Genomic DNA, 13,942 nt, shown 5'->3' with positions numbered 1-13,942 from the left:
GTCACTCCTCGTTCTCGTCGGGTTCGTCCGTCTCGTCGGCGAGGATCCCGTAGAGGCGACGCCGGGTGTCCCCGATGAGCTTCCGCGCCTCGGTGATCTGGGAGGGCGTGCCCGCCTGCACCACCTGGATCAGCGCCGTTCCCAGCTGCGCGGCCTCCTTGAAGACCGCTTTCACGTCCCCGGGCCACTCCTGCGGGTCCGCGTGCTCGGCCCAGGGCGCCTCCGGCGGGTTGGCCTCCACGTGCGCGCGGCCCTCGTCGGTCAGGGTGAAGGTCTTGCGGCCCTCGGACTCCTCGCCTCGGATGAGCCCTTCGTCGGTCAGCTGCTGCAGGGCGGGGTAGACCGCTCCCGGGCTGGGCTTCCAGGCGCCGCCGCTGCGCTCCTCGGCCTCCTGGATGATCTGGTAGCCGTTGCGCGGCTCCTCGGAGAGCAGCAGGAGGATCGCCGCCCGCACCCCGCCGCGCCTGGCCTTGCGGGGCGGGCCGCCGAAGGGGGGGCCGCCGGGACCCGCCCAGGGGCCGCGGCCCCGGCGCTCGCCCAGGCCGAAGAGGGACTCCGGCCCCGGGCCGTGCCACCCGCCGTGCCGTCCGCGCATCAGGTTCCTCCGATCGCTGTCGATATCGTAAAGATATATCGATAACGCGGATCCGGGAACTTTGGTTCCCGGATCCGCGAGCCGGCCCCCGGAAGGGGGCGCATGTCACTTCTCCTCGGCGGCGGTGCCGTCGGTGGGCTCGCCCCGGTCCTCGGAGAGGATGCCGTATAGGCGGCGGCGGGTGTCGTCGGCGAGCCTCCGGGCCTCGGCGAGCTGCTCGGGGGTGCCGTCCCTGGCCACCTGGACCAGCGCGGTCCCGATCCGGGCGGCGTCCTTGAGGACCTCGGCGAGGTCGCCCGGCCCGGCGGGGGCGTCCGTCCAGGGCGCCGTGGGCGGCTCGGCCTCCACGTGCGCGCGGCCCTCGTCGGTCAGGGTGAAGATCCTGCGGCCTTCGGACTCCTCGCCGCGGACCAGGCCCTCGTCGGCCAGCTGCTGCAGGGTCGGGTAGACCGCGCCGGGCCGCGGGCTCCAGAGCCCGCCGCTGCGCTCCCCGGCCTCCTGGATGATCTGGTGTCCGCTGCGGGGCTCCTCGGCGAGCAGCAGGAGGACCGCCGCCCGGGTCCTGCCGAACCCTCCGCCGCGCCGGCCCCCGCGGGAACCGCCGCGCCGTCCGGGGCCGAAGGAGAACTCGGGGTCGAGCAGGGCGAAGGGGGGCCGTCCCCCGTGTCGTCTTCCGTACATGGTGTTGCTCCGATCAGTCTCGTTTGTTCTTGATAGAGCTAACGATATATCGAGAATGTTCGCTTGGCAAGCGTCGACCCTCGCGGGAGGATGGTGGTTCTACTTGTGAGTAACTTGATGTCAAGACAAATCCTGGATACCTTGACGTCAAGAGAAAACCGGCCGAAGTTAGGCTTACCTGCGTTCTGAGTACGATCGGGACTACGGCAGGATTCTCGGGGAGAACACCCATCGCTTCGCCGCGCCGGACCGTGAAGGCCAGGCAGCGGTACGGGGAAGTTCGATCAGCGCCCAGGCAGATGTCCGGTGTGCCGCTCGGCGGCACACCGTGTAGGAGGAGGACGGGAAGTGTCCGCGAACAGCTTCGGCAGCAAGAGTGAACTGCGGGTAGGCGAGAAAACCTACGAGATTTACCGACTGGACGCCGTCGAGGGCTCGGCCCGCCTCCCGTACAGCCTGAAGGTTCTCCTGGAGAACCTTCTGCGCACCGAGGACGGCGCCAACATCACCGCCGACCACATCCGCGCCCTGGGCGGCTGGGACCCGAACGCCCAGCCCGACACCGAGATCCAGTTCACGCCCGCCCGCGTGATCATGCAGGACTTCACCGGTGTGCCCTGCGTCGTCGACCTCGCCACCATGCGCGAGGCCGTGCGCGACCTGGGCGGCGACCCGTCCAAGATCAACCCGCTCGCCCCGGCCGAGATGGTCATCGACCACTCCGTCATCGTCGACAACTACGCCTCGCCCCGGGCCTTCGGCCTGAACGTCGCCGTCGAGTACGAGCGCAACCAGGAGCGCTACCAGTTCCTGCGCTGGGGCCAGACCGCCTTCGACGAGTTCAAGGTCGTCCCGCCCGGCACCGGCATCGTGCACCAGGTGAACATCGAGCACCTGGCCCGCGTCGTGTTCGACCGCAACGGCGTCGCCTACCCCGACACCTGCGTCGGCACCGACTCCCACACCACGATGGAGAACGGCATCGGCGTCCTGGGCTGGGGCGTCGGCGGCATCGAGGCCGAGGCCGCGATGCTCGGCCAGCCGATCTCCATGCTCATCCCGCGCGTGGTCGGCTTCAAGCTGACCGGCGAGCTGCCGTCCGGCACCACCGCCACCGACCTGGTGCTCACCATCACCGAGATGCTGCGCAAGCACGGCGTCGTCGGCAAGTTCGTGGAGTTCTACGGCGCGGGCGTCGCCGCCCTGCCGCTGGCCAACCGCGCCACCATCGGCAACATGAGCCCCGAGTTCGGCTCCACCTGCGCGATCTTCCCGATCGACGGCGAGACCCTGAAGTACCTGCGCCTGACCGGCCGCTCCGACGAGCAGGTCGCGCTCGTCGAGGCGTACGCCAAGGAGCAGGGCATGTGGCTGGACCCCGAGGCCCAGCCGGACTTCTCCGAGCACCTCGAGCTCGACCTGTCCACCGTCGTGCCGTCCATCGCCGGCCCCAAGCGCCCGCAGGACCGCATCGAGGTCTCCAAGGCCAAGGAGACCTGGCGCCGCGACGTCCAGAACTACGTCAAGGACGCCGAGGACGAGGCCGGCGTGGAGTCCTTCCCCGCCTCCGACTCCCCGGCGGTCGGCACCGCCGCCGCCAACGAGAGCAACAACGACCGCCCGCACAAGCGGGTCCAGGTCACCCTGGCCGACGGCACCTCCTTCGAGCTGGACCACGGCGCGGTGACGGTGGCGGCGATCACCTCCTGCACCAACACCTCCAACCCGTACGTCATGGTCGGCGCGGGCCTCCTGGCCAAGAAGGCCGTCGAGAAGGGCCTCACCCGCAAGCCGTGGGTGAAGACCTCCATGGCGCCCGGCTCCCAGGTCGTCACCGGCTACTACGAGCGCGCGGGCCTCACCCCGTACCTCGACAAGATCGGCTACAACCTGGTCGGCTACGGCTGCACCACCTGCATCGGCAACACCGGCCCGCTGGAGCCGGAGATCTCCAAGGCGATCAACGACAACGACCTCGCCGTCACCGCGGTCCTGTCCGGCAACCGCAACTTCGAGGGCCGCATCAGCCCCGACGTGAAGATGAACTACCTGGCCTCGCCGCCGCTGGTCATCGCCTACGCGCTCGCGGGCACCATGGACATCGACATCCTCAACGACCCGATCGCCGAGGGCACGGACGGGCCGGTCTACCTCAAGGACATCTGGCCCAGCCCCGAAGAGGTCTCCGCGGTCGTGGAGAGCTCGATCTCCCAGGACCTGTTCGTCAAGGACTACGCCGACGTCTTCGCCGGCGACGAGCGCTGGCAGGGCCTGAGCATCCCGACCGGCGACACCTTCGTGTGGGACGAGAACTCCACCTACGTCCGCAAGGCCCCGTACTTCGACGGCATGCCGGCGCAGCCCGCCCCGGTCTCCGACATCCACGGCGCCCGGGTCCTGGCCAAGCTGGGCGACTCGGTCACCACCGACCACATCTCCCCGGCCGGCAACATCAAGGTCGGCACCCCGGCGGCTCAGTACCTGGAGACCCACGGCGTCGCGGTCAAGGACTTCAACTCCTACGGTTCGCGCCGGGGCAACCACGAGGTCATGATCCGCGGCACCTTCGCCAACATCCGGCTGCGCAACCAGCTGCTGGACGGCGTCGAAGGCGGATACACCCGCGACTTCACCGTCGAGGGCGGCCCGCAGGTCTTCATCTACGACGCCTCGGCCAACTACCAGGCCGCCGGCGTCCCGCTGGTCGTCCTGGCGGGCAAGGAGTACGGTTCCGGCTCCTCCCGCGACTGGGCGGCCAAGGGCACCGCGCTGCTGGGCGTGAAGGCCGTCATCGCCGAGTCCTACGAGCGCATCCACCGCTCGAACCTCATCGGCATGGGCGTGATCCCGCTGCAGTTCCCCGAGGGCCAGAGCGCCGACTCGCTGGGCCTGACCGGGAGCGAGACCTTCGAGATCACCGGGATCGAGAAGCTCAACGAGGGCGGCATCCCCCGGACCGTGACGGTCAAGGCCGACGGCAAGGAGTTCGAGGCGGTCGTCCGCATCGACACCCCGGGTGAGGCCGACTACTACCGGCACGGCGGCATCATGCAGTACGTGCTGCGGAGCCTGATCTCCAAGTAGGGATCAGGGAACCGCGCAGACCGCCGTCCGGGCCGACCGGACGGCGGTCTCTCCCTTCCGGGGGTGGTAAAAGTGGAATTCTCTTGTCAAGCTTTACGGACGGACCCGGCGCCCCACCGGTCGGGGATCCGAGATCGGACCACCGCCGGGCCTTGATTGACGGCGGTGAACCCTCATACTTCGGTTTGAGCCGGCCATCCGCTCGATGACGGGTCGAGTCAGGTGGGGAGTCAGGCGGACCCCGGGAGGAAGCGCGTGCAGGCGATCAGCGTGAGGCAGCCCTACGCCTGGGCCGTCGCCCGGGGCCATCGGCGGCTGTCCAACCAGTCGGAGCCCACGTCCTACCGTGGAACGCTCCTGATCCACGCGGCGATGCGGGTGGACCTCGACTCCTGCGGCCTGCCCCGGGTGCGCGCGGCGGGCTGGGACCCGTCCGACCCCCTGGCTACCCTCGGCGCGGCGATCGCCGTCGCCGAGCTCACCGACGTGTGCGACGGCGGCCCCTCCTGCGCCTGCGGGGAGTGGGCGCGTCAGGGCGAGCACCACTGGAGGCTGGAGGACGTGCGCCCTCTGCGCCGCCCGATCGTGGCGCTCGGCCGCCAGGGCGGGCTGTGGACGGTCCAGCCCTCCCTGGCCGCCGAGGTGGAGGCGATGCTCCTGGAGCCGCCCTCTCACCGGGAGCGCGTGCTCACCACCTGATGGCGGGCGGCAGCAGGCCCTCGTCGGCCTGCTCCCACTCCAGCGGGGGGCCGAGCTTCACCAGGTGCTCCATCTGCTCGATGAACCAGGGCGAGGCGCCGGGCTCGTGCACCAGGGCCTGGACGCCCTGCCAGTCCCGCCACTCGAACGCCTCGACCTCGTCGGGGTCGCGCACGGGCTCCTCGTCGACCCGGGCGCGCACGACGGGGCACCACTCGTGTTCCACCACCCCGTTCATCTCGGCCCGGTAGACGAAGCCGGGCAGGACGAGGGTGATGTCGCGGACGTCAAGGCCCAGTTCGCTCCTGACCCGCCGGGTGACGGCCTCGCGCAGGCCCTCGCCCGGAGCGGGGTGCCCGCAGGCGCTGTTGGTCCAGACCGAGGGGAAGCTCGCCTTGTGGTGGGCGCGCTGGCTGATCAGCACCCGTCCGGCGGCGTCGACCAGGTAGGACGAGAACGCCAGATGGAAAGGTGTATTTTTGTGGTGACTCTCCGCTTTTGGTGCTGTTCCGGTGGGTTGTCCTGCTTCGTCTAGCAACACTATCTTCTCGCCCATCTGAACTTTCTTCTCCTCGCTCCGCCAGTTCCGCCAACCCGCATTAAACTCTGGGCAACCATAAGCCGCAGGGGCCTGCTCCGGGAGCGTACAGAGCGCTGGAGGCCTCTACTCCAGAGGAGATGACCGCTTGAGCCTGCTTGAGTCGATCAAAGGCCCTGACGACCTCAAACGCCTCGACGCCGACAGCCTGCCCGAGCTGCACGCGGAGATCAGGGAATTCCTGGTCGAGGCCGTCTCCAAGACCGGCGGGCACCTCGGCCCGAACCTCGGCGTGGTGGAGCTGACCGTCGCGCTGCACCGGGTGTTCGACTCTCCGCGCGACCGGATCCTCTTCGACACCGGCCACCAAGCCTACGTCCACAAGATGCTGACCGGCCGCCAGGACTTCGTGCGGCTGCGCCAGAAGGACGGGCTCTCGGGCTACCCCAGCCAGGCCGAGTCCGAGCACGACACCATCGAGAACTCCCACGCCTCGACCGCGCTGTCCTACGCCGACGGCCTGGCCAAGGCGTTCCAGCTGCGCGGCGAGACCGGCCGCCACGCGGTCGCGGTGGTCGGCGACGGCGCCCTGACCGGCGGCATGTGCTGGGAGGCGCTGAACAACATCGCCGCCGGCAAGGACCGGCCGGTGATCATCGTGGTGAACGACAACGGGCGCTCCTACTCGCCGACCATCGGCGGCCTGGCCAGCCACCTGGCCGACCTGCGCGTCACCCAGGGTTACGAGAAGGCGCTCGACCTGGTGAAGAAGACCGTGCCCAAGGTGCCGGTCGCGGGCGAACTGGCCTACGAGGCGCTGCACGGCCTCAAGAAGGGCCTCAAGGACATGCTGCAGCCGCAGGCCATGTTCGAGGACCTCGGCCTGAAGTACATCGGCCCCATCGACGGCCACGACGAGCAGGCGGTCGAGCGCGCCCTGCGCAAGGCCCGCGACTTCGGCGGCCCGGTGATCGTGCACGCGATCACCGTCAAGGGCCAGGGCTACGGCCCGGCGCTGGCCAACGTCGAGGACCACATGCACGGCGGCGGGGCGTTCGACCCGATGACCGGCAAGGGCAAGGCCGGCGGCGGCGGGATCAGCTGGACCAAGGTCTTCTCGAACGAGATGCTCGAGATCGGCGCCGAGCGCGAGGACGTCGTAGGCATCACCGCGGCCATGCTGCACCCCGTGGGCCTGGCCGCCTTCGCCGAGGCCCACCCCGACCGCATCTACGACGTGGGCATCGCCGAGCAGCACGCCGCGACGTCGGCCGCAGGCCTGGCCCTGGGCGGGCTGCACCCGGTGGTGGCGATCTACGCGACCTTCCTCAACCGCGCCTTCGACCAGGTGCTCATGGACATCGCGCTGCACAAGCAGGCCGTGACCTTCGTGCTGGACCGCGCCGGGGTCACCGGCGACGACGGCGCCTCGCACAACGGCATGTGGGACCTGTCGATCCTGCAGCTGGTCCCCGGCATGCACATCGGCGTCCCGCGCGACGGCGAGCGGCTGCGCTCCCTGCTGCGCGCCTGCCTGGACATCGACGACGCCCCGTCGGCGGTCCGCTTCCCCAAGGGCCCGGTCTGCGAGGACATCCCGGCCGTCGGGAAGATCGGCTCCATGGACGTGATCGTCCAGGGCGAGCGCAAGGACGTGCTGCTGGTGGCGGCCGGCTCGATGGTCGCCTCCGCGGTGGAGGTCGCCGAGCGGCTCGTCAGCGAGGGCATCGCGGTGACCGTGGTCGACCCCCTGTTCGTCAAGCCGCTGGACCCGGCGCTGGCCGGGGCCGCCGAAGGTTACGAGCTGGTCGCCGTCGTGGAGGACAACGGCCGCACCGGCGCGGTGGGCGACGCGGTGGCCCGCCTGCTGCGCGACGCCGAGGTCGACGTCCCGATCCGCACGTTCGGCATCCCGCAGGAGTTCCTGGACCACGCCAAGCGGGCCGAGATCCTGGCCGAGATCGGCCTCACCCCGCAGGACCTGGCCAAGGAGATCACGGCCGCGCACGCCAAGGTCGTCAAGAGGGGGAGCGGGCCTTCTCGCGCATCCTGACGCGAACCGTTACGGTGTGTGTGGAGTTAGGCGCACACCGTGACGAGGAGCGTGGATGGGCACTCTGTTCCGTACCAAGACGGTCGAGCGTTCCATCAGGGAGACCGAGGTGTCGGGCCACCGGCTCCGCAAGGACCTGACGGCGCTCGATCTGACGGTCTTCGGCATCGGCGTCATCGTCGGCACCGGCATCTTCGTGCTGACCGGCCGGGTCGCCCGCGAGTACGCGGGCCCGGCCGTCGCGGTGTCGTTCGTGGTCGCCGGGGTCGTGTGCGCCCTGGCGGCCCTGTGCTACGCCGAGTTCGCCTCGACCGTGCCGGTGGCGGGCTCCGCCTACACCTTCTCCTACGCCACCATGGGCGAGTTCCCCGCCTGGATCATCGGCTGGGACCTCATCCTGGAGATGGCGCTCGGCGCGGCGGTGGTCGCCGTCGGCTGGTCGGGGTACTTCGCCTCGCTGCTGTCGGGCCTGGGCGTCGACCTGCCTTCCTCGCTGGCGGGGGAGACCGCCCGGTTCAACCTGCCGGCGGTGCTCATCGTGCTGGCGGTGACCGCGGTGCTCACCCTCGGGATCAAGATCTCCTCCCGGATCAACGCGCTGATGGTCGTGGTGAAGCTGGCGGTGGTCGCGCTGGTCGTCATCGCCGGGCTGTTCTTCGTGAAGGCCGCCAACTACATCCCGTTCATCCCGCCTCCGGAGAGCACCGACACCGTCGAGGGCGTGCGCGCCCCGCTGATCCAGGTGCTCTTCGGCGTCACGCCGGTCGCGTTCGGCTGGTTCGGCGTCTTCGGCGCGGTCGCCATCGTCTTCTTCGCCTACATCGGGTTCGACGTGGTGGCGACCACCGCGGAGGAGGCCCGCAACCCGCAGCGCGACCTCCCCGTCGGCATCCTGGGCTCGCTGGCCATCTGCACGCTGCTGTACGTGGCGGTCTCCCTGGTCGTCGTCGGGATGCAGTCCTACACCGAGCTCAGCGAGTCCGCGCCGCTGTCGGACGCCTTCAAGTCGGTCGGCCACCCGTTCTTCGCCGGGATCATCAACGTCGGCGCCATCTTCGGGCTCACCACGGTGGTGCTCATCCTCATGCTCGGGCAGAGCCGGGTGTTCTTCGCGATGAGCCGGGACGGCCTGCTGCCGCCGTGGCTGGCGCACGTCCACCCCAAGTACGGCACGCCCGCCAGGTCGACGGTGTTCATGGGCGTGGTCGTCGCCCTGCTGGCCGGGCTGATCCCGTTGTCGGCGCTGGCGGAGCTGGTGAACATCGGCACGCTCTTCGCCTTCGTGCTGGTCTCCGTCGGCGTGCTGGTGCTGCGCCGCACCCGCCCCGACCTGCACCGGGCGTTCCGCACCCCGCTCGTGCCGCTGGTCCCGGTGCTCTCGGTCCTGGGCAGCCTGTTCGTGATGGCGAACCTCCCGGTCGAGACCTGGATCCGGTTCGTCGTCTGGATGCTAGTGGGCACGGTGATCTACGCGTCGTACGGGCGCAGGCACAGTAAGCTACTGACGGCGCCCGAGAAAAGCTCCCGATCCGTGATCTAGCTCACCATGTTCACGCAATGTGATTGCAGGCACAATGCCGAGTGTGACGGACTTTAAAGTCGCCGTGATCGGTGCCGGTCCTGCCGGACTGTACACGGCTGAAGCCCTGGTCAAGAACGGGGTGGAGGTCGATGTCTTCGACCGCCTGCCCACTCCCTACGGTCTCGTGCGCTACGGGGTGGCCCCGGACCACAAGTCGATCAAGGCGATCGCCCGGTACCTCCAGCGGGTGCTGGAGAGTCCCGGCGTGCGCTTCTTCGGCGGCGTGGAGCTCGGCAGGGACATGAGCCGGGAGGACCTGCTCGCCTGCTACGACGCGGTGGTCTACAGCACCGGAGCGATGGTCGACCGGAAGCTGGGCGTCCCCGGGGAGGACCTTCCCGGGTCGATCGCCGCCACCGACTTCGTCAACTGGTACTGCGGCCACCCCGACGCCTCGGGGCACTCCTTCGACCTGTCGGTCGAGGAGGCCGCGGTCATCGGGGTCGGCAACGTCGCGGTGGACGTGGTGCGCATCCTGGCCAAGACCCCCGAGGAACTGCACGAGACCGACATCCCCGTGCACGTGATGGAGGCGCTGTCGCGCAGCCGGATCAAGCGCGTGCACCTGATCGGCAGGCGCGGCCCCGCGCAGGCGAAGTTCACCACCAAGGAGGCCAGGGAGCTCGGCGAGCTGCCCCACGCCTCGATCCATGTGCGCCCCGAGGACATGGAGCTGGACCCGGCGAGCGCGGAGCTGGCCGGGACCGACCGGCACGTGCGCGGGAACGTCGCGGCGATGAGCGCCTGGACGGGGGAGCCCAAGCCCGCGGACCGCCGGATCGAGCTGAGGTTCTGGCTGGCGCCCGCCGAGATCCTGGGCTCCGACCGGGTGGAGGGCCTCCGGCTGGAGAGGACGGCCCTGGTGGACGGGCGCGTCACCGGCACCGGGGAGTTCGAGACGCTCCCGGTGGGCATGGTGATCCGCTCGGTCGGCTACCGGAGCGTCCCGCTGCGGGGCGTGCCCTTCGACGAGCGCGCGTCGGTCATCCGCAACGAGAAGGGCAGGGTGGCCGAGGGCGAGTACACGGCGGGCTGGATCAAGCGCGGTCCGAGCGGGGTGGTGGGCACCAACAAGTCCGACGCCGCGGAGACCGTCCAGACGCTCCTGTCGGAACTGGGGTCCCGTCCGCGTCCGGAGGGGGACATGGCGGAGCTGCTCCGCTCCCGAGGTGTTGAAATCGTCACATATCGGCATTGGTTGGGTCTGGACGCGGCGGAGAGAGCACTGGCAGAGTCTCTCTCACGTGGTGAAAGCGTCAAGCTGGGCACCTGGGAGGCCATGCGTTCCGCTTGCGTGATCCACTGACCGTCCTTTGATTCGCAAGACCATCGGGGGCCGTTGATCGCCATGGCCCCCTCGGGGTCGGAGCAGGGAAGTGGTGCTGGTGACTACCCTCGACGTGAGGTTCCGCGACCTGACCGGCAGCCCTCAGCTGTACGGTTTCCCACCTCCCGAGCTCCTTCCCGGACTCCGATGGCTCGGCTCGGACTATTCGGCCCTGCTCGCCCGCGACCTCGAGCGGGGACTGCTCAGGCAGGCGCCCGGCACCCGGCTGCGGGCGGTGCGCTGCGAGTCCGATCCGCTGCTCAGGACCGTCGGCGTCGACCGCGCCGGCGTCCCGCGCGCCCAGGACGCGGCCTTCTCCCTGGAGATCCTCCTCCTCGACGGAGCGGGCCGCTCCTGGCGGCTGCGGGGCCGCTGGACGTACACGGGCCGGGATCTGGGCACCTTCCAGTCCCGGGTCGGCCACTACTGGGAGCTGTTCTCCGCGGACAGGGTCTGACCGGCTCGGCCGGTTCCCCGGCGCGACGGCGGGCGCCGCGCCGAGTGCCAAGCCATCTTTGTTCAATGAGAGATCGTTGGAGACCTGAGGCAAGTGACGGCTAAGTAGCCTGGTTGAGACAGTGAACGCAAGGAATCGGGGGATTTCTGTGGACGCGTCGCAGCTCGCCGGCCTGCATGCACCTCGGCCGTTCCCGGCCGTCTCGCTCATCATGCCGACCCACCGCCGCCTCCCGGAGCGCCGGCAGGACCAGATACGGCTGAAGGTGCTCCTGGACGAGACCCGGAACCGGCTGCGCGAACTGGAGCTGGAGAACCGGGTCGTCGAGGAGCTCATGGACGACCTGGAGAAGGCCGCCGCGCAGGTCGACTTCGACCACACCGCGGAGGCGCTGGTGCTGCTGGCCGCCCGCGGCAGGGAGATCCACTCCTTCGTCCTGCCCTACGTCGACGTCGTCGAACGGGTGATCATCGACGACAGCTTCGCCACCCGCGACCTGGTCGCCATGCTGGAGAACACCTGGAAGTACCGGGTCCTGGTCCTGGGCAGGAAGACCCGCCTGCTGGAGGGCGAGGGCCTGCGGATCGACGAGGCGCGCAACGCGCTGTTCCCGATGGTCTACGACGAGGCGGTCCCGCTCCCCGAGGAGAAGGGACGCTTCAGCCCGCGCGAGTTCCCGGTGGAGGAGGAGCGGCGCATGCAGTTCCTGCGCCAGATCGAGAGCAACCTCCTCGAGACGCTCAAGCAGGACCCCCGTCCGGTCGTGGTCGTCGGGGTCCAGCGGCACGTCACGTCCTTCCTGGAGAGCATCCGCCCGGTCCTGGCCGAGTCGGTCATGGGCTCCGTCGAGGGGAGCTTCGACAACGCCACGCCCGCGGAGATCGCCGCGGTCGTCGCGCCCGTCCTGGTCGAGGAGCGCGAGCGGGCGCAGCGGAGGGCGCTGGACGAACTCGACGGGGCCCGCTCGTCCCGCAGGTTCGCCGGAGGCCTGGAGGAGTGCTGGGAGCTGGCGGGGACCGGCCGCATCCGCCACCTGCTGGTGGAGGAGCACTACCTCGCTCCGGCCCGCCTCCAGGACGGCCGCCTGGCGGAGGCCGGCGGGGGCGACGGCGAAGGCGAGTTCGTCAACGACGCGGTGGACGACCTGATCGAGGCCGTGCTGCGCGGTGACGGCGCGGTCAGCTTCGTTCCGGACGAGTCGCTGGCGGAGAGCGGCCGCGTCGCCGCGATCCTGCGCTACTGAGGATCCGCGTGGGCGCTCATCGGTGCAGCGCGGACTCCCACGGGTTGGAGTCGCCGGACGACCAGGGCAGGGCCAGCAGATCGAGCGAGGCGATCGGGCCGTAGGACGCGGGCACGGTCGCCTCGACCTTGAACGGGGTCGAGCCGTGCGCCGGCAGCCCCTCCACGAAGGTCATCTCGCCGCTGACCAGGGCGCCCCTGGCGTCGCGGAACAGCACGACCAGCGCCACCTCCTCGATCCCCATGGGGTAGGGGTTGAGGATCTCGCCGGTCACCTCGCACTCCTGGCCCCTGAGCTCGAACTGCACGGCCTGGTAGGTGAAGGGCGGGAAGTCCTCGGGCCGGGAGTCGGTCGGGTACCAGTCCGCCGGCCTGGGGGTGATCTCCAGGGTGTGCGGTCGGTTGCCGGTGATCTCCAGCGCGCTGGCCCAGCCGATGCGGGCGCCGGGCGGCAGCGCGGTCAGCACCTGCTCGTGCTGGCCGAGCAGCTGCCCGTGCTCGTCGCGCACGGTGATCTGGACGGTGGGGAACTCGCACCAGTAGAGCGTGTTGGGGTTCTCCAGCACCACGGCCCAGTGGATCCAGTGCTCGCCCGGCACCCACTCGCTGGCCTCGCCGGTCCAGCCGGTCTCGGCCACGACGAACTGCCGCAGCAGCTCGGGTCCCGGCTCCGGTTCGGGCACGGGAGGCGCGGGAGGCGCGGGAACCGGCGGGGCCACGGGGACCGGGCCCCGCGGCGGGATCGGCACGGTGACCAGCGCCTGCGGTTCGACGTCCGGCCGGGGCGCCTGCTCCACGCGGGTCGCCGGTCCGGCTCCGGGCGGCGGAGGCGGATGGGCCGCCGGCGGCCCGGGCATGGCGGCGGGTACCGGGGCCACGGGCGGCTGGGGCGCCGCGTGTCCCGCGGGGCCCCCCGGGTGCGTGACGGCGGCCTGAGGCCCGGAGACGGCCGGGGCGCCCGGGTGCGCTGCCGCCTGAGGTCCGGACACGGCCGGGCCGCCGGGGTGGGCGACGGCGGTCTGGGGGCTCGAGACGGCGGAGGAGGGCGGGGGAGCGGCGGACGGGAGCAGGGCGCGGGCCGGGTCCAGCCGCAGCTGGATCACCGCCCACCGGACGTGCTCCTCCTGAGGGGCGTTGATCTCCAGCGCGGGGGCGAGCCCGGCGGCCTCGGTCAGCCGGAACTCGATGCCGTGCAGCTCCCAGACCTCCTGGAGGCTCTCCTGCCGGCCGCTGGTGACCAGGCCGAGCCCCTCGAGGATCTGCCAGGCCGCCTCGAAGTCCTGCACCCGCACCTCACGGGTGGCCTGGTCGCCCCGCATCAGCGCCAGCACGTGGTTCTCGCCGTCCGACCGGAGCCCGCCCCAGACCCCGCCCTGCGGTCCCGTCAGCGCGACCTTGCGGACGTGGTGGGGAGGTTGCCGGCACCAGGCCCCGAGGGCGTGCAGGCGCTGCCGGACGGCATCCGGGTCGAGCTCGAAGTAGCGGATTCCGAATCCCACGACTCCCCCAGACGACTTCAGCGGGCTCCTATGGTGTCCTAACGGACATCCCTCATCAATAAGCCTCGCCGACTCAGTGCTCTGACCCGACGCCGAGGCAACGAAAAGCGTCCCGTGTCACGAAGACACGGGACGCCTCCCGTTAGCCGGACCGGTAACCCCCCAGTCCCGTGTCCGGCGGTCCA

11 protein-coding genes are annotated in these 13,942 nt (G+C 70.3%); 7 read left to right on the top strand and 4 right to left on the bottom strand.

The window, feature by feature from the left end; all coding sequences use genetic code 11:
• Nucleotide 1: 1 nt before the first annotated feature.
• Together ABD327_RS17690 and ABD327_RS17685 are read right to left on the bottom strand one after the other, a co-directional pair.
• On the bottom strand, nt 2-595 hold the full coding sequence (locus tag ABD327_RS17690; protein ID WP_344451511.1) for a PadR family transcriptional regulator: 594 nt from the start codon (nt 593-595) through the stop codon (nt 2-4).
• A 105-nt stretch (nt 596-700) separates the two neighbouring features.
• The gene (locus ABD327_RS17685) at nt 701-1,276 is read right to left on the bottom strand and encodes a PadR family transcriptional regulator (protein WP_344451510.1); all 576 of its coding nucleotides are present in this window, start codon (nt 1,274-1,276) and stop codon (nt 701-703) included.
• A gap of 348 nt (nt 1,277-1,624) precedes the next feature.
• Between ABD327_RS17685 and acnA the strand changes: the two genes are divergently transcribed.
• Both acnA and ABD327_RS17675 read left to right on the top strand, forming a co-directional pair.
• Nucleotides 1,625-4,360: an aconitate hydratase AcnA gene (acnA, locus tag ABD327_RS17680; protein ID WP_344451509.1), complete on the top strand. Its 2,736-nt coding sequence runs from the start codon at nt 1,625-1,627 to the stop codon at nt 4,358-4,360.
• Between the two features lie 255 nt (nt 4,361-4,615).
• On the top strand, nt 4,616-5,059 hold the full coding sequence (locus ABD327_RS17675) for an ASCH domain-containing protein (protein WP_344451508.1): 444 nt from the start codon (nt 4,616-4,618) through the stop codon (nt 5,057-5,059).
• Here the strand turns inward: ABD327_RS17675 and idi are convergent.
• A complete protein-coding gene (gene idi / locus ABD327_RS17670) occupies nt 5,049-5,615 on the bottom strand; it encodes an isopentenyl-diphosphate Delta-isomerase (protein ID WP_344451507.1) in 567 nt (188 codons plus the stop codon). The genes ABD327_RS17675 and idi overlap by 11 nt on opposite strands.
• A gap of 130 nt (nt 5,616-5,745) precedes the next feature.
• Between idi and dxs the strand changes: the two genes are divergently transcribed.
• From dxs to ABD327_RS17645, 5 genes are all read left to right on the top strand, one after another.
• Nucleotides 5,746-7,650, top strand: coding sequence for a 1-deoxy-D-xylulose-5-phosphate synthase (gene dxs, locus ABD327_RS17665; protein ID WP_344451506.1), 1,905 nt, complete (start codon nt 5,746-5,748; stop codon nt 7,648-7,650).
• 55 nt (nt 7,651-7,705) lie between these two features.
• The gene (locus ABD327_RS17660) at nt 7,706-9,190 is read left to right on the top strand and encodes an amino acid permease (RefSeq protein WP_344451504.1); all 1,485 of its coding nucleotides are present in this window, start codon (nt 7,706-7,708) and stop codon (nt 9,188-9,190) included.
• Nucleotides 9,191-9,224: 34 nt separating this feature from the next.
• The gene (locus tag ABD327_RS17655; protein WP_344451503.1) at nt 9,225-10,538 is read left to right on the top strand and encodes an FAD-dependent oxidoreductase; all 1,314 of its coding nucleotides are present in this window, start codon (nt 9,225-9,227) and stop codon (nt 10,536-10,538) included.
• Between the two features lie 70 nt (nt 10,539-10,608).
• A complete protein-coding gene (locus ABD327_RS17650) occupies nt 10,609-11,016 on the top strand; it encodes a hypothetical protein (RefSeq protein ID WP_344451502.1) in 408 nt (135 codons plus the stop codon).
• A 148-nt stretch (nt 11,017-11,164) separates the two neighbouring features.
• The gene (locus tag ABD327_RS17645) at nt 11,165-12,259 is read left to right on the top strand and encodes a baeRF3 domain-containing protein (RefSeq protein WP_344451501.1); all 1,095 of its coding nucleotides are present in this window, start codon (nt 11,165-11,167) and stop codon (nt 12,257-12,259) included.
• Between the two features lie 16 nt (nt 12,260-12,275).
• Here the strand turns inward: ABD327_RS17645 and ABD327_RS17640 are convergent, their stop codons facing one another.
• The gene (locus tag ABD327_RS17640) at nt 12,276-13,757 is read right to left on the bottom strand and encodes a hypothetical protein (RefSeq protein ID WP_344451500.1); all 1,482 of its coding nucleotides are present in this window, start codon (nt 13,755-13,757) and stop codon (nt 12,276-12,278) included.
• Nucleotides 13,758-13,942 lie beyond the last annotated feature (185 nt).

The organism is Actinocorallia aurantiaca, from assembly GCF_039533685.1.
GTDB lineage: Bacteria > Actinomycetota > Actinomycetes > Streptosporangiales > Streptosporangiaceae > Actinocorallia > Actinocorallia aurantiaca.
Note: the sequence above shows the minus strand (reverse complement) of the source record. Positions and strands in the feature narration are given on the sequence as shown.

Bases quoted from the DNA above. Each gene is read 5' to 3' on its own strand.
- idi (WP_344451507.1), bottom strand. From the start codon at position 5,615: ATGGGCGAGAAGATAGTGTTGCTAGACGAAGCAGGACAACCCACCGGA.
- ABD327_RS17655 (WP_344451503.1), top strand. From the start codon at position 9,225: ATGCCGAGTGTGACGGACTTTAAAGTCGCCGTGATCGGTGCCGGTCCT.
- ABD327_RS17685 (WP_344451510.1), bottom strand. From the start codon at position 1,276: ATGTACGGAAGACGACACGGGGGACGGCCCCCCTTCGCCCTGCTCGAC.
- ABD327_RS17660 (WP_344451504.1), top strand. From the start codon at position 7,706: ATGGGCACTCTGTTCCGTACCAAGACGGTCGAGCGTTCCATCAGGGAG.
- ABD327_RS17690 (WP_344451511.1), bottom strand. From the start codon at position 595: ATGCGCGGACGGCACGGCGGGTGGCACGGCCCGGGGCCGGAGTCCCTC.